Source organism: Microvirga guangxiensis (assembly GCF_900102135.1).
GTDB lineage: Bacteria > Pseudomonadota > Alphaproteobacteria > Rhizobiales > Beijerinckiaceae > Microvirga > Microvirga guangxiensis.
In genome coordinates this window covers 109,397-128,691 of the sequence record NZ_FMVJ01000010.1, presented here as the reverse complement: position 1 = coordinate 128,691, position 19,295 = coordinate 109,397, and the positions used below count along the sequence as shown (strand labels likewise).

Annotated in this window: 12 protein-coding genes and 2 pseudogenes; 2 read left to right on the top strand and 12 right to left on the bottom strand. The window is 58.6% G+C overall.

The features are described 5' to 3' along the window. Positions 1–44: 44 nt before the first annotated feature. Positions 45–744: pseudogene (locus tag BLP10_RS16990) on the bottom strand (IS6 family transposase). A gap of 316 nt (positions 745–1,060) precedes the next feature. Here BLP10_RS16990 and BLP10_RS16985 point away from each other — a divergent pair. Next, entirely contained in the window at positions 1,061–4,606 is a 3,546-nt protein-coding gene (locus BLP10_RS16985) for a hypothetical protein (RefSeq protein ID WP_091137200.1), read from the top strand. A gap of 9 nt (positions 4,607–4,615) precedes the next feature. Then, positions 4,616–7,135, top strand: coding sequence for a hypothetical protein (locus BLP10_RS16980; protein WP_091137197.1), 2,520 nt, complete (start codon positions 4,616–4,618; stop codon positions 7,133–7,135). Between the two features lie 853 nt (positions 7,136–7,988). On the opposite strand, the gene BLP10_RS16965 is transcribed toward BLP10_RS16980, so the two are convergent. From BLP10_RS16965 to istA, 11 genes and pseudogenes are all read right to left on the bottom strand, one after another. Further along, positions 7,989–8,285, bottom strand: coding sequence for a helix-turn-helix domain-containing protein (locus BLP10_RS16965; protein WP_091137192.1), 297 nt, complete (start codon positions 8,283–8,285; stop codon positions 7,989–7,991). A gap of 36 nt (positions 8,286–8,321) precedes the next feature. Next, a complete protein-coding gene (locus BLP10_RS16960; RefSeq protein WP_425286966.1) occupies positions 8,322–8,702 on the bottom strand; it encodes a type II toxin-antitoxin system RelE/ParE family toxin in 381 nt (126 codons plus the stop codon). An 85-nt stretch (positions 8,703–8,787) separates the two neighbouring features. After that, positions 8,788–8,988, bottom strand: a complete 201-nt coding sequence (locus tag BLP10_RS16955; RefSeq protein WP_244510631.1) for a hypothetical protein — start codon at positions 8,986–8,988, stop codon at positions 8,788–8,790. A gap of 1,307 nt (positions 8,989–10,295) precedes the next feature. After that, positions 10,296–10,760, bottom strand: a complete 465-nt coding sequence (locus BLP10_RS16950) for a hypothetical protein (RefSeq protein WP_091137190.1) — start codon at positions 10,758–10,760, stop codon at positions 10,296–10,298. A 621-nt stretch (positions 10,761–11,381) separates the two neighbouring features. Beyond that, positions 11,382–12,080 carry an IS6 family transposase gene (locus BLP10_RS16945; protein ID WP_091137187.1) on the bottom strand — a complete coding sequence of 233 codons (699 nt, stop codon included), beginning with the start codon at positions 12,078–12,080 and terminating at the stop codon, positions 11,382–11,384. Positions 12,081–12,506: 426 nt separating this feature from the next. Beyond that, a complete protein-coding gene (locus BLP10_RS16940; RefSeq protein WP_091137184.1) occupies positions 12,507–13,940 on the bottom strand; it encodes an aldehyde dehydrogenase family protein in 1,434 nt (477 codons plus the stop codon). Continuing rightward, on the bottom strand, positions 13,937–15,052 hold the full coding sequence (locus BLP10_RS16935) for an acyl-CoA dehydrogenase family protein (protein ID WP_210183636.1): 1,116 nt from the start codon (positions 15,050–15,052) through the stop codon (positions 13,937–13,939). Before BLP10_RS16935 ends, BLP10_RS16940 begins: the two co-directional genes overlap by 4 nt. Before the next feature lie 11 nt (positions 15,053–15,063). After that, the gene (locus BLP10_RS16930; RefSeq protein ID WP_091137180.1) at positions 15,064–16,245 is read right to left on the bottom strand and encodes an acyl-CoA dehydrogenase family protein; all 1,182 of its coding nucleotides are present in this window, start codon (positions 16,243–16,245) and stop codon (positions 15,064–15,066) included. Positions 16,246–16,251: 6 nt separating this feature from the next. Next, positions 16,252–16,620: pseudogene (locus BLP10_RS16925) on the bottom strand (enoyl-CoA hydratase-related protein); the annotation flags it as partial. A gap of 82 nt (positions 16,621–16,702) precedes the next feature. Continuing rightward, complete coding sequence (gene istB / locus BLP10_RS16920; RefSeq protein WP_091137296.1) at positions 16,703–17,431, bottom strand: IS21-like element helper ATPase IstB; 729 nt, start codon at positions 17,429–17,431, stop codon at positions 16,703–16,705. Beyond that, on the bottom strand, positions 17,431–18,930 hold the full coding sequence (istA, locus tag BLP10_RS16915; RefSeq protein WP_091137175.1) for an IS21 family transposase: 1,500 nt from the start codon (positions 18,928–18,930) through the stop codon (positions 17,431–17,433). Before istA ends, istB begins: the two co-directional genes overlap by 1 nt. Positions 18,931–19,295 lie beyond the last annotated feature (365 nt).

Below are 19,295 nucleotides of genomic sequence, written 5' to 3'. Positions count from 1 at the left end.
CATTAACTGGAGAGGGCGCGACGAACCCAGCCTGAGTGGATTGCTCAGGCGGTGAGGCCGAAGAGCTGGTTCACAAGACGGATCTCGCCTGTCACACCGGGTTGCGGCAGAGTGCAGTGGCCGTGGCGGATCATGCGCATGACCTCAAAGCCTCTCAGGGTTGCGGAGGCGGTTTTCATCCTCTGGAAGCCGCGGGTTGGCCGAATGATGCGCGTGAGCGCACCGTGATCCGCTTCGATGACATTGTTCCGCTATTTCGAGGTCCGGGGCTCGGCAGCTTTCGGCAGCAGCCCTTCGCTTTGTAAGCGTCGAATGGCCTTTGAATACGAGGCCAATCTATCGGTCGTGATTGAGAATGGGGGGATAGTCGCTCATCAGCTTGAGGGCTTGGCGCAAGAATCGATAAGCGGCTCGGGTGTTGCGACGATCAGAGAGCATGAAGTCAATGAGCTGGCCATGTTTGTCGACCGCTCGAAAGAGATACTTCCAGCGCCCTCCGACCCGCACGTAGGTCTCATCCACACGCCACGAACCGGACCGGAATCTCTGGTACTAGCGGACCCGCTTCTCGATCTCCGGCGCGTAGCGCTGAACCCATCGGTAGATCGTCGATGGGTCGACCTCGACCCCACGCTCCTGCATCATCTCCGCCAGATCACGATAGCTGATGCCGTACTTGCAGTACCAGCGGACGCATAGCAGGATGATCTCGGCTGGAAAGCGCCGGCGCTTGAACAGAGACAACAGAGCGGCTCCTCAGATGGCCGTCATCCCATAAAACGCCAAGGTTAATGCAACGGAGCCGGCAGAACGGCTAATGCCTCGTCGGGTGCTGGAGGCGGTACCTCCCCAGTGCCAGATGTCATCGTAAGACTACCGAACCGCCTGTCGCCCATAGATTAGCTCCAGCCGCCACACGGTAAAAGCGGCGCAATTGTTGTAGAGCAGCTGACATGGTAAAGTTAGTTTGGTTATTTCCCAGGTGTACTCAAGGTAGACTTTAAACCGGATTCGGGTCGTGTGACATCAGTGCCAGTCCAGCTCTTTCAAGGAGGTCCTCATGAGTACCGTCCACGGGCAGGTCGTGTGCAAAGAGAGCGGTCTTGGAGTCAAAGGTCTGGTCGTCGCTGCGCTCGACGTCCCGGGGCCCGAACTCACCACTACAGTCACTGTACTTTCCAAGACCCGGCGTCTCGCCTCCGGCTTCACGGGAGCCGACGGCACCTTCCTCCTCGCCTTCGACAAAACTGAGGGAGAGAGCGAGCCGATTAATCTCCTCGTCATCGTCTCAGGCCCAGAGGTAGCGGATCAGGAGACAGCCCCTCTCTTCGTCTCCCCCAAAGTCCGGCCACGCGCGGCGAACCACGAGAGTTACCTGATCCAAATTCCTGAGGAGCAGCTCAGGAAATCAGGAATAACTTCCCCAGGCATTAGAGAGGAAGACGCCAAACCCGTCGAGGTCACTAAGAGACGCATTATTGGCGCTGCCGAGGACAACGTGCAGATTAGCGAGGCGGAGACCAAAGCACGCGGTCTGAAGATCGAGCGCGCGGCGAGCATCGCCAAGCAGTTCAACGACGACTTCCTGCCCAAGATTGCGGAGCGGCTGAGCCGCGTCACCGGCACCCGTGCGGCGTCGGACACGTTCGTCAGGGATGGCGCGTCAGTTGAGGGAGCCTCGGCTACCGTCATGGCCAACGATCTTGGCAGCACTATCAATGACGGCGGCGACCGGGCGCCGGTCAAGGTTCGCTTCGCGCTCACCGAAGCGCAGCACGATGCAGTCGCCGCCGAGCTCAGCGGTGGTAAGATATCGCGCGAGGCCCTTAGGATCGTGCTCGGTAAGAGCATGCTAACAAGCGAGCTCGAATATACTGCTGAGAGTCCCCTTGCCGTGCTCACGCGGGACTTCTCGCCAAAAGAGCGCTCCGCCGCGGAGGCCCTTGGAATCAAGATCCAGCCACCGCCAGCTGAGACGCAGCAGCCCACGGTCCCGGGTACGACCGACGTGCTCGGTCCTAATGCGGAAGCGCTCGAGGAAGGTGACATTGATAAGTTCCTGGGGCGGCTTACGGTCAACATGACCTCGCCAGAGGAAGCCGTCCTCGCCGGGCTAGAGCCCAAGGCTACACAGGGCGATCTATCCAGCCGCATGCAAGGACTTGAATTTCGGCCTAGTCCTGCTGAGGACTGCGCCTTATACGACTTCAGTCACCTCCAGATCGCCTTCCGCCACGTCTGGCAGGAAGCGATCGACGAAGGCGTCCTGAGCCTTGCCGAGACGGCTTACGACCAGATCGTCAAGGCGGGTGGAGCGCCGAGTCCAACAACGCACCGCGATCCCATTCGGGCTTTGACCAAGGCGGGTGAGATCGTGTTCCGCGCCTCAGCCAGCGATGCCAGCTCGAGCGTCCCTACTGTCCTGGCAAAGGCCGCTGGAAATGCGCCACCTACTCCACCCGTGGGTAGAAGGCCGTTCCCGCCCGTTTGGGCAGGCCCAATCGACGGCGTGTTCGAAGGAACTAAGAACCCCACCGGTGAGCCCTCCGATGAGCTCCCCGACATCATCAACGAACTCAATCAGAGACTTAAGGAACCCTATTCCTTCACTACCTTCGCTGCCAATCGCCAGGAGCGGAGCATCAATTTCGGTTGCCTCGTCACCTACCGCCAGCGCTGGTGCCCGGTCGTCTATCAGGCCGGGCGCATCGCCAAGACGCTGACGCTCGCCCCTAAGGAGGTGCAGCGCTATACCAAGACTATTCGCCGTAAGACGAGGCGCGCGGAGAAAGAAGTCAAGAACCATCTCGTGATCCGCAAGGATGAGATGGCGCAGACTTCGCGCCTGGAGCAGGATATCGTCTCCAAGGCTCAGACCAAGACGCATTTCGAGATGAGCGCCGAGCAGTCGACGCCGGGAGGAACGGGCCCTACCTCCAAGATGTCGTTCGGCCGCGAAGCCAGTCAGAATAGCGACCAGGCCAAGAAAAGCTTCCGAGAATCAGTCATCAAGGCCGCGCAGGAGTTTAAGGACGAATACAACGTCGAGGTCACCACCGAAGAGTCGGACGAGTATGAGACGGTAGAGACGGGCGAACTCAGCAATCCCAATGATGAGCTCGCCGTCACCTTCATCTTCTACGAACTCCAGCGCCGCTACCGGATTAGCGAGCGCCTCCACCGGCTGACGCCCGTCGTTTTTGTCGCTCTGGAGATGCCAGCACCGCACGAGATCAATGAAAGCTGGATTATGTCGCACGACTGGATCCTGAGGCGCGTCCTTCTCGACGACAGCTTCGTTCCGGCGCTCGACTATCTCTGCAGTCGCATCGTTGGCGATCAGGTCGCGATCGAGGAGCTGAAGACCAACATCATCCAGCAGCGGCAGATCCTTGCCGAATTAAAGCAGCAGCTGAAGATCGTCCGCGAACGGACTGCCAGCTACCGCTCGATGCTAGAGAAATCGATGCTGGTGACCGCCGCGCGTCGCGCGGAAGGTGGTGGCGGAGGCGGAGGACTTTTCGGAAGCATCGTGCGCAGCATCCCGGGTATCGGCTCGGCGATCGAGCTTAGCGAGGATGCGATGGAAGCGGTCGGGGACTTCCTCAACCCCGACCAACCCAATGTCGGCGACAATCGCCTCGATACGCTTAAGGAAACCATCCAGCGGTCGATCGAGGAAGAACGCGACATGCTGATGCGCGTGGAGCGTGAAGTCACTGCACTCAACGCTCTCACCGAGAGTTATGCGAGGCTACTTGCTGATAACAAGAACCAACGTGCAATGGTGCTGAGGCTCCGCATCCATTTGAAGCAGAACATCACATATTACATGCAGCAGATCTGGAGTCATCAGCCGCCTGACCAGATGTTCCTTGAACTGCACGAGACGCCGGTCCCGAGATTCAAGGACGAGAGCCAATACAACTTCGGGGCGTTCGAGCCGGTCGAGGACGCGATGAACCCCTATGTTCATCGCAATGCAGGGCCAAACGAGCCGACCAAGATCTACGAAGCGACCGTCATCTCCAAATTTTCGCTTGCTGGAACGGAACCACTGGGGAAGGTCGCTCACCTCAACGAGGCGAAAGGCTACTTCGGCAATTATGCGATGTATGCACTCAGGGAATCCAATCCGCTCACCGAGTTCATGATGGAGCCTTATGTGCTCCGCGGATTCGAGGAGCTCACCGATCCCGACGACGTTGGTAATTGGACACTCGATGAGTTCGCCGAGTATGTGGTGCGCCTGAAAGAAGGACTGACCACGCTGGAGTTCAACAAGATCAAGGACCAGCTCGGGCGGCAGTATGCCCGACTCCTGAAGTCGCCGCTTCGAGACGGCGAGGAGATAATAGTTCCGACTGGCTCGCTATACATCGAGGCTCTCCCCGCCAGCACCTCGCTTCATGAGGGCCTTAAGCGGTTGCAGCGTTCGATGGAGGTTAAGCTCACTCAGGAGAACGTGCGCTCTGCGGCGCTAAGAAACTTGCTGCTCGCCCATCGCATCCTCAACGACGAACTCGACGATCCAGACATTGACAAGAAGGTGGTGATCACAGGGATCGCTGCAGGACCGACGGTACCGATTGACGATCCCAACTGAGGGCGGGTGATGGCCCGCCGGGTCGACGAAGCGTTCCGTGACCATTTGCACCAAGCACTCGCCACGGCCATGCGCACGGCCGAGCAGACCCAGCCATATCACGACCGTCTTAGGAAGTTCGTCAAGCGGAACACCACCGAGGAAGCGCTCGACGCAATGCTCAGCGTCTATTACGACGATCATGAGAAGCTCGAGCAGCAGGGCGGCAAGGACGCTGTCTACATCTCGGGCAGCACGTTCGAGTTGCTGGTCACCCAGCGGATCGAAGCTTCGCTCTTTTATGACCCGTGGTTACAGGAAGCGCTGAAGCTGCTCAATCGGCCCACTCTGGTGGCAGAGCGAGGCGATCGGTTCCGCGCGCGTTTCGATCGGCTTCAACGAGACAACAGCGTGCTCACCTCGAACATTCGCTTGAAGCTCACCGAGAAAATCAAGCTCAAGCGGCAGAGCCTCACCTTCTTTGAGATCCTAGTAGACCTCTATGCACTGAAGAACGGTCTCCCGCCCGAAGAGGAGCATCAGATGCTCGCCTTCCAGCCGGCGCTCAGCGAGCCGCTCAAGAAGGAATATGATACGAAGATTGGTGCCTTGTACTACGAGCTGATCGTCCGGAAGGATCCGGAGGGTGCCGAAAAGGCGCTCAATGAATTTGGCCGCTGGGCGAGCCAGGTGCAGGACGTCGCTCGTGCCTTCCAGATCCTCAAATGGAGCCGCGACACGGTCGTCAGGCTAAGCGCTCGCCCGCACTCGCTTCACGCTTGGCTATTCAACGAAATCTATTTGATCAGTATCCAGCGCGCGGTCATGACGGCGATCAATTGCGGCTATCATAAGGTCCAGACTAGCTTTCTTCGCCTTGAGGAGATTGACCTCCTCCTCCACCCGCTGATGACGTCTTACTATTTCAGCGACTACGCTGACCGCCTCTATCCGTTCGCCAATGACGGGGCGCGTGCCGGCGGCGTGAACTTCATTGGGCTTTCAGCCCTCCATATATACCTTTTGCTGTTCGCGGACAGTAGGGGCATCCGGTTGCTGTCGTCCAAAGAGCGCGACGGCGTCGCCGACCAGATCATTGCTGAGCCATCGATCCTGGACCGGACCATGTGGATTACTGGGAATCTTGCGGCAGCCGCGCGCTCCGTGAAGCGGGGCAAGATCGGCAGCTCCGCAAGTCTCGTCCTCGTCGAAGGACGAGGGCTGATTGTCAGCATTGAGGGCATTGAGCATCACCTTTTCCACGTTGACATGACAGTTGCAGGCAAATGGCTCGATCAGTATCTCGTTGATCAGCTACTGGAAGGGACGCAGCATCTCCTCGTCCTCATTCCTGCCTTCTTCGACTTGCTCCAGTATACGCACGTCTTCATCACCGGCGGGATCAGTGGGCTTATCGAGGAGCTCATCGAGGATCAGGTCGCCGAGCTCGCGGCAGACATTGTCTACAAATATACTGGCAATGAGAAGCTGCAGATGGCAGTCGGTGCTCTAGGCAATCCTTCTACCATCCTAGTTCCTTCACGTGGCCTTGCGCGCATGGTTGGGAAGGCTGGAACAAGAAGCGTTCGTAAGGTGCAGGCGGCTTGGAAGACGCGTCAGGGGCTCATTCCGCACGCGAAGGTCATCCCAAAGAAGAAAGTGCCGAAGGTCAGGTCTGGTCGTGGGCCGCATGTACCTAAGGCGCAGAAGCCCAAGAAGTTCACTGCCGAGCAAGAGAAGCAGATCCTCGCCCATGAGGTTGAGCTGAAGAAACTAAGCAAGCGGAAGGTCCGGCTCGGAAACCGGAAAGGCAAGAGTTTCGACAGGCTCAGTGGCGTCGAAGCTGTCAAGAAGCTCTTTCGCGACAAGATTTCCGAGATCCCTCGAATCGCGCAGCACTGGCCCAAGAACCTTCAGAAGCAGTATGTCGATGAGATCAAGACCGCGATCAAGAACGGCCTTCAGCACAATCCAAAGCTATGGAATGAGGTCAAGAAGAAGCTCGACAAAAACATCCTCGATCAAGACGTGCTCAATTTGCTGCCGCACGCGTTGAGGAAGGAAATCAAGGGCATCGTCAAGAAGAGGTGGGACGATATCCGCAAGGCCTTTTGGAAGAGCGTCCGGAGCGACAATGCGCTAGTGAAGGAGCTCAAGGAACTTGGGATTAGGTTCGAGGGCACGTCCGCAGGTTCTGCCCCGGACTTGACCCTCGCGGGCGTCAAAATGAAGTGCAGCCTTGACCATGTGAAGCGCAAGGTCGAAAACCCGCTAGAAGCGTTTAGCGCCGACAATTTGCGGATCCTCACCGGACGCGACAACAGCGTGCTTAAGGAAGGGATCGTCCGCAACATTCGCAAGACGACAGACCTAGATCTCGACGCCTATTCCGCAAACACGATGTGGGGAAAGGACAAGGTCCCCAAGGAATATAAAAAGGGCCTTGCGGACGTCCTCAACGACGCGCCGGAGGAAGGTGACATCTGGCGCAGCTTCGAGGATCCCGATCCTCCGCCCCCGCTGATGCCTCCGACTCCGCCAAAGCCCTAAGCACCGCACACGAGAGAAATATCTTCGCTCTTGTCATCATCACATTTCCCTAATCCCTAAAAGCGCGCGCCGTTCAGCGCAAACACGCTTTGTCAGCTCATGGGGCAGTGGTGTTGATTTGCACTTCATGATGGGACCGGTCGATTTGGAAGCCGATTTGTGCACTTCATGTGAGACTGACGCCGTTCTCAGTGTCACATGAAGTGCCACCCGTCATGAGAAGGCAGCCTCCTTATCGACAGCCGGCCGCCACGCCTCAATGGCCTCGTCGGTGATCCGCTCTGCTCGGGTCCGAACCGCCTCGATCGCAAGCTCGTTCAATGTGGAGAAGACCTGGGCCGTGAGCTTGCACCAAGGCGCGTGGTGATCCTCGGCAACCTCGCGGCTCACAAGAATGAAAGGGCCGCCCAATGCCTGAAGAGGCAAGGAGCTTAGTTATTGTCCCTGCCACCTTACAGGCCGGACTTGAACCCGATTAAACAGGCCTTTGCCAAGATCAAGGCGTACCTGTGCAAAGCCGAAGCCCGAACTGTCGATGCGCTCTGGCGAGCGCGCGGTGACATCTGCAACTTGTTCGAGCCAGAAGAACGCTGGAACCATCTCAGGGCCGCAGGATATGCGTCCGTATAAGCGTCCGATGCTCTAGCCTGCTTCTTGGGCGTCTCGATCAACTTGAAGGATGGAACCTCGGTGTCATTCCATTCCGCCATCACGTGGCCGCAACACTCACAATCAGCGGAATCCTTGTCCCGTGTGGGGAGGCGGTGAAGAGTCACCGTGTACACTGCCCCGCAACTCGGGCAGGTTTAGTTGTCTCCCGGGGCGGAGTGCCATGTCTTGACCATGTGTAATCCTATGCGGCGTGAAGGGCGCGTTCGACGGCTTGGGGCTCCTTCGAGATGACGAGGAGAAGCACCCGGGCGGAGGTGTCCGGTTTGCCCTTGCCCTGTTCCCAATCGCGAAGGGTGCCAAGCGGGAAGCCGTACCGGGCTGAGAATTCAGCCTGCGTCATGCGTAGGCCCTGGCGGATGGCCTTCACGTCAATTTCTGCGGGTACGTGGACCTTGTAGGTGGACGGATCGGCCTCACCGCGAGCAATGGCCCGGGCTTCTTCCGCTGCCTGAAGGAGACGTTTTCCAAGGGATGCCATAGCTACCAGCTCTCAGTTTCGCATGTTCTCAAGAAGTCATCGCCGCGCCTTTGTGGTGCGCAGCTTCTTGCGGACGCCTTCCCTGTACTCGTCCGCAAGGGTGCCAAGGATCTGGCGAAGGGCGTTCCTGTCTGCTTGGCTGATGTCGGCCCGCTGGCCTTTATCCACCAACGCGAGGAGGAACACGGGCACGTCTTCAGCGGCGTAATAGGTGATGACCCTATAGGCCCCAGACTTGCCTTTGCCCTTGCCTCCGAACCGGACCTTACGCGCCCCACCCGTCCCGGGGATGATGTCCCCTATCTGCGGATTGGCGGCGATGGTCGCGACCATGTCGGCAAGCTCACCATCCTCCAAGCCTGCGGCCTTGGCGTCTGCAAGGAAGGTCGGGGTCTGGATGACGGTTTGCATGGTCATAACGGTACTGGTAGCCAGTAGTTCCGTCAAGGGTGGGATAATGGCAGCCAGTAGTTTCTTGAGTCCCTAAAAGGGGCGATGCCCTCTAGGCGACTTGGAAGGCTCGGCGGGCTCGTTCCCAGATCTCGTCCAACTCGTCCTGAAGGGAATTGATCTGCCCTTCCACTTCCTCGAAGGAAGCGCACTCCGGAGTGATGAGCAGACGTCCGTCCTCGGCCCGGGTATAGCGCATGAGGGCAATCCTGACGGATGCCGGGTTGTCCGGTGTTTCCGGCTGGATGTCCAACTCAAAGGCTCCGAATACGTGAGTGAGCTCGTCTCCATTTTGGATTGGACAGGTTATAGGGCGCAGCCGCCTGGATCTTCCTCCAGTCGAGATTGATCGCGAGAACTTTCTTAAGGAGCTATTGGCGCGACGTTTGGAGGAGCACTTCTTCTGGAACTGGAAGCTGCACGCTATTGTAGCCAGTCGACGTGATGCGAGCGATTTAGAGGGCTTTCTTCGACCATTTTCTGCCTCGAGATGGAAGACGAACTTGCGAATCCATCCGCAGTCCAAATGCTCTACCGTATCGGTGCGCGACAGAATGAGGGACTTCCAATCGAGGAGGTTCATCCGTGGGTTGGGACTGGTCGATACTCAAGCAGAACACTTCCTCCCCACTGGCACGGCTCTCTAGCTGGGTTGAGGGGCTCAGTCGAAATATTGAGGACCTCAGACCATCAGCCAAAGAAAGGCAGGTGCGTTAGAACGCTAGCAAGCTCTAATGCATTTTGGAGTTTCCCCGATGGGTCGACGTCCCATCGAGATCCCTCGCGTTCTGAGCGTCTTGCCTTGACGGTTGGTGCTATCGCTTTCCTCGAACGTCTTCATCCTGACTGCAAGGATATAGACCTGCCACTGCGGCTGATCGATTGGCTTAAAGAACCAAGCGAAGCCGCAGAAACGGCAATGGCAAGGTACCTCCGCACTTGGCTCGGCAAATTGTTCCGTCACCAGCAGCCGGAGCGGGACGGAGCGGCCGCAGTACCCTCATAGATAGAAGCGTCGGCCTTCCTGGGATGCGGGTAATCACGGACCTCTTGAGGATCGCAGGTCTCGACTAGGACAACGAGCTCTTTACCCTCTTCAGCTACATATAGTGCAGGCTGAGTAGCGTACCAAGCCTTCAAAGAGAACCCCGTCCGCCTCTCTCCCGTGCGGGGTTTTCTCTATGCAGCCTCCTTAATGAGATTGCGATGGTGCAACTGCAGCCGGGAGAGCATGCCACGGATATGAGCTCGAACCCGAGCCGCCTGGGCTTCTTTGATCAAAGCTATGCCATTGTTTGAAGCAGTCATCATCCTTGAACCCGTTGCCAAACAGCTTCAACAACGGTGCTGCCCAGCTTGGGTTCCCAAGAATATTGGCCTTTATTTCAGTAGTTTGTAACCTTTTGTTAACCATATTTGGTTGAGCATGCTTGGGCCGATTCCGGTCATGCGGGGCGGATCAGCGGCTCCTACGAGGCAGGCGAAGCGCGGATGTACCGCTTCGCCTGCCCTAAGCTCTTCAAGCGCACTCGCGCCGTTCTCGGTGGATTGGGACAAATGTCAGCTTTCCCAGGGATCAAAGCCAAACTCAGTGATATTGATCCGTCGGAGCGCTGACGCCTCCTGCTTCTTCCATATGCGTGCAGCATCGAGCAGGCCGAACTTAGCCAGGAACTCTAGCGGCATACGTTCCCAGCCCGAAATGTTCAGCCCGAGCACCCGGTACGTGTCGAAGGCCAGCGGGCGCCGCCCATCAGGGAGAAACTGACGGCACTTCTTCATGCGATTTAAGCGATGCACCTCGTGCGCAGACAAGCAGATGACTGCGGCGGTGCCTTCCGGGATATCGAATTTGGGTACTACAGCTTGGTGGTTGGCCGTCCGGAGCTCATCAATCACGCGGCGGCTCTGTTCCAGCTGCTGCTTGAGCGCAGCATTCTCTGCTTCAAGGGCTTCTGTCCGTGTAGCCCCTGCCTTCAGCTTTTCGCGATAGATCCGCTGCCGCTCGGTATTTGTCAGGGCCATAAGCTCTCCCGGAAAACTCAAATCAAAATCCCCGTAAGGAGAGTCTGACCGGAAGCAGTGATGAGGGGAAGAGCCTGTTCGCAATAGCCCACGACAACGATGCTTAACCTGTGGGCCCAATAACGCAGTTGTGCCGCACGTCTGCAATATTCGTTACTAACGCGCCTTGAAAGGCGCTGGGCCCAATACCTCAGTTTTGGAGCTGGTGCGTTAAATCCGTTACTAACGCACGGCCAAAGCAGTTGGGCCCAATACCGCAAATCTGATGCAGAAGGTGGCGAACATCGTGGCTGCTGAGGGTCGCTCGCGCGGGCGAGAGTGCTAAGGCCTGCCATCTGGACCAAGCGGCGGGCCCAATACCCCAGTTTTGCCGCAAGGCCCTCACACGGACAGGCTGCGTATTGGTGGCGAGGTGATGAGACGGCCGGCCCATCTTCGTCTCTGTCCGGTTACGCACTCGGCAGCGTTAGTAACGGCGGGCCGGGGGAGCCCAGCCAAATTCAGGGCGGACCAGATCTAAGCCTTCCAGGCGTGGCCATAGGCTAATTACCGTGCTCCCCAATTGGATGCGTCGCAAATTTGGAATTGGCATACGAAGACGGTCGAGATCCCGTTATACGCTCAGGCAGCGAGCAGACCGAACTGTTCTGCTAATGATGGCTGCGGGTGACAGGCATACTTTGCCTGTCCTTTGCGCATCATGTGAACCATCTCGACCCCACCTAGGATCACTCGGGCGGATACCATCGACTTAAACCCGAGCATTGGTCGAACCCGGCGCTTGACGGCCCGATGGTCCTGCTCGATGCGATTGTTCAAATAGGCACTTTGCCGGATCCGGATTGGCTTCAACTGACGTCTTGACCGATCCTGGAGCCGGTATTCCATATCGCATGACAGGATTGCTTCACGATTGGTCTGACTACCATCGATAACGATCCGCTCGGGTCGGCCATGCCGCCTGAGCGCCTTGTGCAGGAACCGCTTGGCGGCTGTGAGATTGCGCCGTTCGCTGAACCAGAACTCGACGGTATCGCCGTTGCTGTCGATCGCACGATAGAGATACCGCCACTGGCCACGGACTTTGATGTAGGTTTCGTCAATGTGCCATTTCCTGCTGGCGGGACGTTTGCGCCGATTGAACCGCTCTAACAGCTTGGGAGAGTAACAAACGACCCAGCGATGCACTGTGGCATGGTCAACGGAGACGCCGCGCTCAGCCATCATCTCTTCCAAATTCCGTAGGCTGAGGTTGTAAGCTAAATACCACCGCACGCAGAGCAGGATCACCGATCGATCAAAATGCCTGCCCTTGAACATGCTACCCTCTTCCCTGAAGCCCGAGAAGCTGTAGCTGAAACTCTGAAACAAACCGTTTGCGACACATCCCCTGAGCTACACGGCGCAGGTACCCTATTTCTTAAAAGGCTAAGCACGGCAAGAACTTACGTAGGTTAGTCTCCAAGTTTCGCGCGGTTGGCCCCAAGATTGGGAGATTTCCAGCTCTAGTCTGTCATCAGCACCGGCACACAACGTTGGTACACAATGGGCGAGAGCGAAATCTAACTCATTGTAACACTTTTCCTTTGGCCAATGCCGAAGGAAGCGGCACTGCCAATCTGCGGTCTAACACGAGGGTTTTTGCTCATTGCGATGACCCCACGATCTTGAAGCACCCGGAAATGTTCTCCGGGTGCGAGTGGCTAGTGACCGGGCCTGCAGTAAGGCCTCAGCTCATACGACGTCTCACGACCGCTCGGACCGAAGTTGAATGGATTTCGGCTCTAAGAACTCTGCCAGGCCGAACGAGCCATTTTCTCGCCCATGACCGGACTGCTTAAATCCTCCGAATGGAGCAGCAGGATTGAAGGGAGCCCCGTTAATATCGATCTGCCCCGCGCGGATCCGACCTGCAACCTGTCGCGCGCGGGCCTCGTCTCCGGACCAGACCGCGGCGGCAAGCCCATACTGAGTTCCGTTCGCTAAGCGGACGGCCTCTTCCTCATCACGATAGGTCTGAATGACCAGTACGGGCCCGAAGATCTCCTCTTGGGCAACAGGGCTATCCGAAGCGACCCGACCAAGAACTGTTGGTCTGACGAAGAAACCGCCCTGCATGTTATCGACAGGGTCCGAGCCGCCAGCAATAAGATCGGCACCAGTGTCCAATCCCTTGCGTATCATTCCGACGACACGCTCCTGCTGGCGGGCAGAGACGAGCGGGCCGACCCGAGTCGCGGGGTCGAGCGGATTGCCGAGCGTAAAGCCGGCACACGCTTCAGCGGCGATAGCCCTCGCTTGCTCGTACTTGTCTTCCGGCACTAGGAGACGCGTGAGGGCGGAACAGGTCTGCCCGGAATTCAAGAAGCAAGATGCAATGGTCCCGCGGACAGCCTGGGTCAGGTCAGCGTCGTCGAGCACCACGGACGGCGACTTGCCGCCAAGCTCTAGCGAAACACGCTTAACAGTGTCAGCCGCAACAGCTGCAACGCGCTTGCCTGCATTCGTCGAGCCGGTGAATGATATCATGTCCACGCGGGGTGAGGCAGCAAGCGCCTCGCCAATGGTAGCTCCCTCGCCACAGACAAGATTGAAGGTTCCTGCTGGCACACCTGCTTCCGCCACGACCTCAGCGAGGATAAACGCGCTGATTGGAGCTACTTCGGAGGGTTTTAGGACAACTGTGCAGCCCGCGGCGAGCGCCGCAGCCACCTTTGCAGTCACCTGATGCAAGGGATAGTTCCAGGGTGTGATGCACCCCACGACGCCAACCGGCTCATGCACGACAAGGGAGTGACCGATGCGCTCCTCTCTCGGCAAGTCCATCGCCAAATCGGCATAGGCCTCCCACGCCAGAATCGGGCTGCCCACCTGGATGCGGTTCGAAAGCTTCAATGGCATGCCCACTTCCATTGCTACAGATCTCGCAATTTCGTCTGAGCGGGCCTTGAGTCCCTGCGCGATGCGGCGCAGTGCAGTGGCACGTTCTGCTGGTGGAAGCTGAGACCATACAGGAAACGCACGGTTGGCGCTGTCGACCGCCGCTTCGAGGTCAGCTCGAGACGCTGCGGATATCCGAGCTATAACTGTCCCGGTCGCTGCTTCAGTGATATCGAAGTGATCGGCCCCTGTTGCTGGAATCCACTGACCATCGATGAAAACGCGATCATAGTGCTTCATGCTGTCTCCAGAATTTTCTGATCGTAGGCCAGGATGGCCCGATCTTCGTCCCCAGCAACAAGCGCCGTCGTCAAGAGACGCTTGAAGTAGAGACCAACCGGCGTCTCGGCCGCCATGCCGATGCCGCCATGCATCTGTACGGCCTCCTGGGAAATTTTCCAGGCTGCCTTGACCACCGTGTAGTGTGCGGTGCAAATCGCCCGATGCCGCTCGGGGGCGGTGGCCGTGTCCAGGACGGCGGCTGCCCATTCTGTGACGGTTTCGGCCTGTGCCAGCTCTATGTCCAGGTCCACGAAACGATGCCTGAGAGCCTGATTGCTCGAAAGTGGGCGGTCAAATTGCTTGCGCACCTTCAGATAGGATCCTGTCATTTCGACCAACCGACGCATAGCACCGACCGCATCCGCACAAAGGGCGGCGATCCATGCATCCTGCATCCACGCAAGGAGGTCCTCCGCTTGGCGGCCGCATGCCAGAAGTGCGTCGCCATCGAGCGTGATGTCCTTGAAACAAAGGTCTGCACACGGTGTCAGATCGACCGCAGCGTATCGGCGTATCACGGAGCCGTGCGTACTGACGTCGACGGCGAAGAGAGCCAGCTCCTTCTCCAACATAGCTGGGACAAGGACAAGCTGGGCCTCGGCACCAAACGGAACCATCCGTTTCCGTCCGTTAAGACGATACCCATCTCCTTCCTTGACCGCATGAGCATGGGGGGTAAAGATCATCGGGTACGTATCGTCCTCATGGAAGGCAATCGTCGCAATGCTCTCGCCGGCGGCAAGCTTGTGCCGGTGGCGCGCCAGTGCCTCGCAGGAATCTAGCCGCGAAAGGGCCCGTGTCGCGACCGCCGACGACCAGACGAAGGGAGAAACGACGCCAGCCCAGCCGATCCGCTCTGCGATGGTCATCATCGCAAGGCCATGACCCATGCCCCCCTCCTCCGGAGGCAATGCCGCCGCTGGCACGCCGAGATCGGCCGAAGCCTGCCACAGCTCTCGCCAGTTCGAGACGGACGTGTCCGCTTCGTCGAAGAAACGGCCCAGCATATCATGCAGTAGGGATCGCTCTTCTGTCGGCACAAACGCGAACCCGTCGCCGAAGTCGTTCATGCTGTTCTCCATCACCCCAGCAAATGTTTTGCGGCAATCTCTCTCTGGATCTCGTTCGACCCGGCGTAGATTGTGGTCTTCCGCAGGTTGCAATAGCGCGGGCTCACGTGGGCGAATTCCGGATCCTCCACCGTCTCGTTGCGAAATTCACTGGATGCGGTCGGCATTGCGAATGATCCGAGTGCCCGCACCTGTAGTTCAGCGATATCCTGTTGCAGGTGCGAGCTCAGAATCTTCAGGTAAGGCGGATGCAGCTCACTGGTCTCTCCGCGCTCAGCCGCGCGCAGAAAGCGCAGGTTTGTCATATCGAGCGCAGCAAGCCTCATCTCAAGCGACGCGAGTCGAGCGCGAAAGGCCGGGTCGGAAATAACAGGTCCCCCGTTGCGTCGAACGCCCTGTGCGAGGCGCTTGAGGCGGCCGATCTCACGCTTGCAGAAGCCCATGCCACCGAAGTTCAAGCGCTCATGTACGAGGAGGTACTTAGCATAGGTCCATCCCCTTCCCTCTTCGCCCACCAGGTTCTGAATTGGCACGCGGACATTCTCAAACCAGACCTCGTTGATTTCATGCCTGCCATCGAAGGTGATGATGGGGCGAATAGTGATGCCTGGAGACTTGAGATCGATAAGAAGAAAGCTGATGCCGTCCTGCTTGCGTGCTTCTGTCGAAGTGCGCACGAGACAGAATATCCAATCCGCTTCGTGCGCCTCGGTCGTCCAGGTCTTCTGGCCGTCGACAATATAGAAGTCGCCGTCCCGGCGCGCGCGTGTGCGCAGCGAGGCAAGATCGGATCCAGCACCAGGCTCGGAATAACCTTGGCACCACCAGTCATCTAGCCTCGCGATGCGCGGCAGGAAGTGCTCCCTCTGCCAATGACTGCCGAACTCCATAATCACGGGCGCGACCATCTTTAGGCCAAAGGGTACAATCTCTGGCGCACCCGCCACGGCGCATTCGTCTTCGAACAAGTAGCGCTGGATGGGGGTGAATCCCGGCCCGCTGTGCTTGCGCGGCCATGTATATCCGCCCCATCCTCTTCGATGGAGAATCCTCGCCCAAGCTATAGTGTCCTCACGTCGGGCGAGTTCCCCGGATAGGATCCACCCGCTAATATCGTCGGGTAGCTCGCTGGCCAGGAACGCACGAACCTCTTCACGGAAGGCCAGTTCCTTTTCTGTCAGCAATGCGGACATTGGTAGTCACTTCCCAGAAAAACGTGGTGGCCGCCTCTCGACGAAGTGAGCAACTCCCTCGCGGAAATCCTCACTGCGAATGCTCAGAGCCATCTCGTGATTGGCGTAGGTGACCGCCTCCGCGAGCGTCTGGAAGGGAACCTCGTAGAGTTGTCGCTTGATCACGGCCATGGCTCTAGGCGATACGTAATCTACGAGATCGCGCACATATGCCATCGTATTCTCGAGTAGGGTATCCGCCGGGTAAACCCTGTTGACGAGGCCCATCCGCATAGCTTCGTCACTAGTGACCTTGCGTGCTGATAGCAGGAGGTCAAGTGCATTGGCGTGCCCTACGATTAGCGGCAGCATCCAGCTCAACCCATGCTCTGTCAATCGGCTTCCAAGTTTGACCCTCGATCAGCATCCAATTCTGACCCTGCGAGCATAAATGCAGTGCCGCCTTTCTGCGGCTTCATCAGATCCGGTTCTTGAAGCGCCAGCTCTCGTTGCCGGTCTCGACGATCTCGCAGTGGTGGGTCAGCCGGTCGAGCAAGGCCGTGGTCATCTTCGCGTCACCAAAAACGCTCGGCCATTCCCCAAAAGCCAGGTTGGTTGTGACGATCACAGAGGTCTGCTCGTACAGCCGACTGATCAGATGGAACAGAAGCTGGCCACCCGATTGGGCAAACGGCAGGTAGCCGAGTTCGTCCAGCACAACGAAGTCCATGCGCGAGAGATAGTCCCCCATCCGACCCTGCCGGCCTGCACGGGTCTCAGCCTCCAGCCGGTTGACCAGGTCAACCACGTTGTAGAACCGCCCGCGGGATCCAGCGCGAATGCACGCTCGTGCAATCCCTATCGCCAGATGGGTCTTGCCTGTGCCGGTGCCGCCCACCAGGACGACGTTGCGCTCCTGGGTCAGGAACTCCCCACCGGCCAGATCCCGCACGAGGCCTTCGTTGATCGGCGTGCCGGAGAAGACAAAGTCCTCAAGGTCCTTGGCCAGGGGCAGTTTGGCAATCGTCATCTGGTACTTGATCGAGCGCGCCTGCTTCTCGGCGATCTCGGCAGACAGAAGATCGCCCACCACCCGCTGCGGTTCGTGACTGCGCTTGACGGCCGTCGTGATGATCTCGTCATAGGCCGACCTCATGCCATAGAGCTTGAGGTTGCCCATCGCCGTAAGGATCTCAGTCCGTTCCATCATACAGCCCTCCTGATGCTGTCGTAGCGGGCACAATCGGCCTGCGGCTCATGCCGGAGCCGCAACGCCTGTGGGGTCGTGATCGTCAGTGGCGGGGCAGGCTCGCGGTGCCGGGCGAGAATGTTGAGGATCACGTCAGCGGACCAGACGCCTTCACTTAGCGCCTCGGCACAGGCAGCCTCAACCGCCGGCAGTCCATCGCTCAGCACCGCTGCCAGGATGCTGACCATCTGGCGGTCGCCATCATGTTGGCCGGCAAGCTTGCGCCGGACACGCTCAAGGGCGGCGGGCAGAACCCAGTCCTTGAACGGAGCCCCATTGCGCAGAGCTCCCGGCTTGCGGGCCAGGACCGGCACGTAATGCCAGGGATCGAAGATCGTCTGATCGCGGCCGAAGCAGCGGACATGCTCCGCGACGATCCGGCCGTCCTGGCGGCATTCAATCCGGTCGGCATAGGCCCGGATCTCCACCGGGCGCCCGACTGCGCTGGCGGCCACCGAGTACTTGTTGGAGTCGAAACGAACCAGAGAGGTTCGGGAGACAGACGCGGGAATGGCGTGAAAGCCATCGAACGGTCCGGGATAGGGCACCAGGCTGGCCCGTTCCGCCTCAAAGACTTGCCAGATCGTCCGCTCGCGGTGCTCGGGATGAGCATGCGCTTTGGCATAGGCAATACACTGATCAAGCAACCAGGCATTCAGCTCGTCATAGCTCTTCACCCGCAGCCGCGGGGTGAAGAAGCGCTCACGTACAAGCCCGACCTGGTTCTCGACCTGGCCCTTCTCCCAGCCGGAGGCCGGCGTGCAGGCGACCGGCTCGACCAGGTAATGCCCGCACATCTGGAGGAAGCGACGGTTATAGGCACGCTCCTTGCCCGCAAAGATGGCGTCCACCGCCGTCTTCATGTTGTCGTAGATGCCGCGCCGGCAGGTGCCCTTGAAGAACGCGAAGGCGCGATCATGAGCGTCGAACACCATCTCCTGGCTCTCACGCGGATAGGCTCGCACGAACATCATGCGCGAGTGGCAGAGCCGGACATGGGCGACTTTGACGGTCACCGGCATGCCGTTGAGCAGGATGACCTCATGGCTCCAGTCGAACTGATAGGCTTCGCCCGGCGCAAAGCTCAGGGGCACGAAGACGGCGGTCGCAGAGGTGGACTGCTCCCGACGCCAGCTCCTGGCATAGCGGCGTACGGCGTCATAGCCGCCCTCGTAGCCAAGACCCCGCAGCTCCTCGAACAATCGGATCAGGGTCAGACGTTCCCGAGCGGGCTTGGCGTCGTTAAGCGCCAGCAGTCGATCCAAGTCCTCCCTCCAGGGGCCGATCCGCGGCAGAGGCTGGCGTTCGCGCTCGTAGCGGAACTCGGTGGCTCCCGAGCGCAGCACCTTGCGGACGGTGTTGCGCGCGATGTGGAGCTCGCGGGCGATCTGCTTGATCGTCTTGCCGCGCACGAAGAACTCGCGCCGGATCCGTGCAATCGTGTCCACGCCCTTTATCCCCTGCCACCTATCCTGATCCAGGACAGGCAGTGTGCTCGCATGACAGCCGCAGGGGTCAAATTTGGACGCCGATCCCCCGTCTCAGAGGGTCAACATTGCACGCCGAAACACATGCTGGGCAATTCCTGAGTAAATGAGACATGTCAAACTAATTGAGACAACCGCTCGACGGATGGGTGGGTCGCAAAAATGCAGCTGTGCTGAGCTCCAAGGTGCTCCCTTATCGAAAGCCGGAGTTCGGAGTGGTCATCAAAGTCCAAACCGGACTTCGGTCGGATCGCCCGCTCAGCACTTACATCGTCATGGCACCAGCCTTTGATCTCCCAAGCTGCTTCCTAATTTTGGATGTCAGATCTCGGTCC

Bases quoted from the DNA above. Each gene is read 5' to 3' on its own strand.
- BLP10_RS16985 (WP_091137200.1), top strand. From the start codon at position 1,061: ATGAGTACCGTCCACGGGCAGGTCGTGTGCAAAGAGAGCGGTCTTGGA.
- BLP10_RS16980 (WP_091137197.1), top strand. From the start codon at position 4,616: ATGGCCCGCCGGGTCGACGAAGCGTTCCGTGACCATTTGCACCAAGCA.
- BLP10_RS16965 (WP_091137192.1), bottom strand. From the start codon at position 8,285: ATGGCATCCCTTGGAAAACGTCTCCTTCAGGCAGCGGAAGAAGCCCGG.
- BLP10_RS16960 (WP_425286966.1), bottom strand. From the start codon at position 8,702: ATGACCATGCAAACCGTCATCCAGACCCCGACCTTCCTTGCAGACGCC.
- BLP10_RS16950 (WP_091137190.1), bottom strand. From the start codon at position 10,760: ATGGCCCTGACAAATACCGAGCGGCAGCGGATCTATCGCGAAAAGCTG.
- BLP10_RS16945 (WP_091137187.1), bottom strand. From the start codon at position 12,080: ATGTTCAAGGGCAGGCATTTTGATCGATCGGTGATCCTGCTCTGCGTG.
- BLP10_RS16940 (WP_091137184.1), bottom strand. From the start codon at position 13,940: ATGAAGCACTATGATCGCGTTTTCATCGATGGTCAGTGGATTCCAGCA.
- BLP10_RS16935 (WP_210183636.1), bottom strand. From the start codon at position 15,052: ATGAACGACTTCGGCGACGGGTTCGCGTTTGTGCCGACAGAAGAGCGA.
- BLP10_RS16930 (WP_091137180.1), bottom strand. From the start codon at position 16,245: ATGTCCGCATTGCTGACAGAAAAGGAACTGGCCTTCCGTGAAGAGGTT.
- istB (WP_091137296.1), bottom strand. From the start codon at position 17,431: ATGGAACGGACTGAGATCCTTACGGCGATGGGCAACCTCAAGCTCTAT.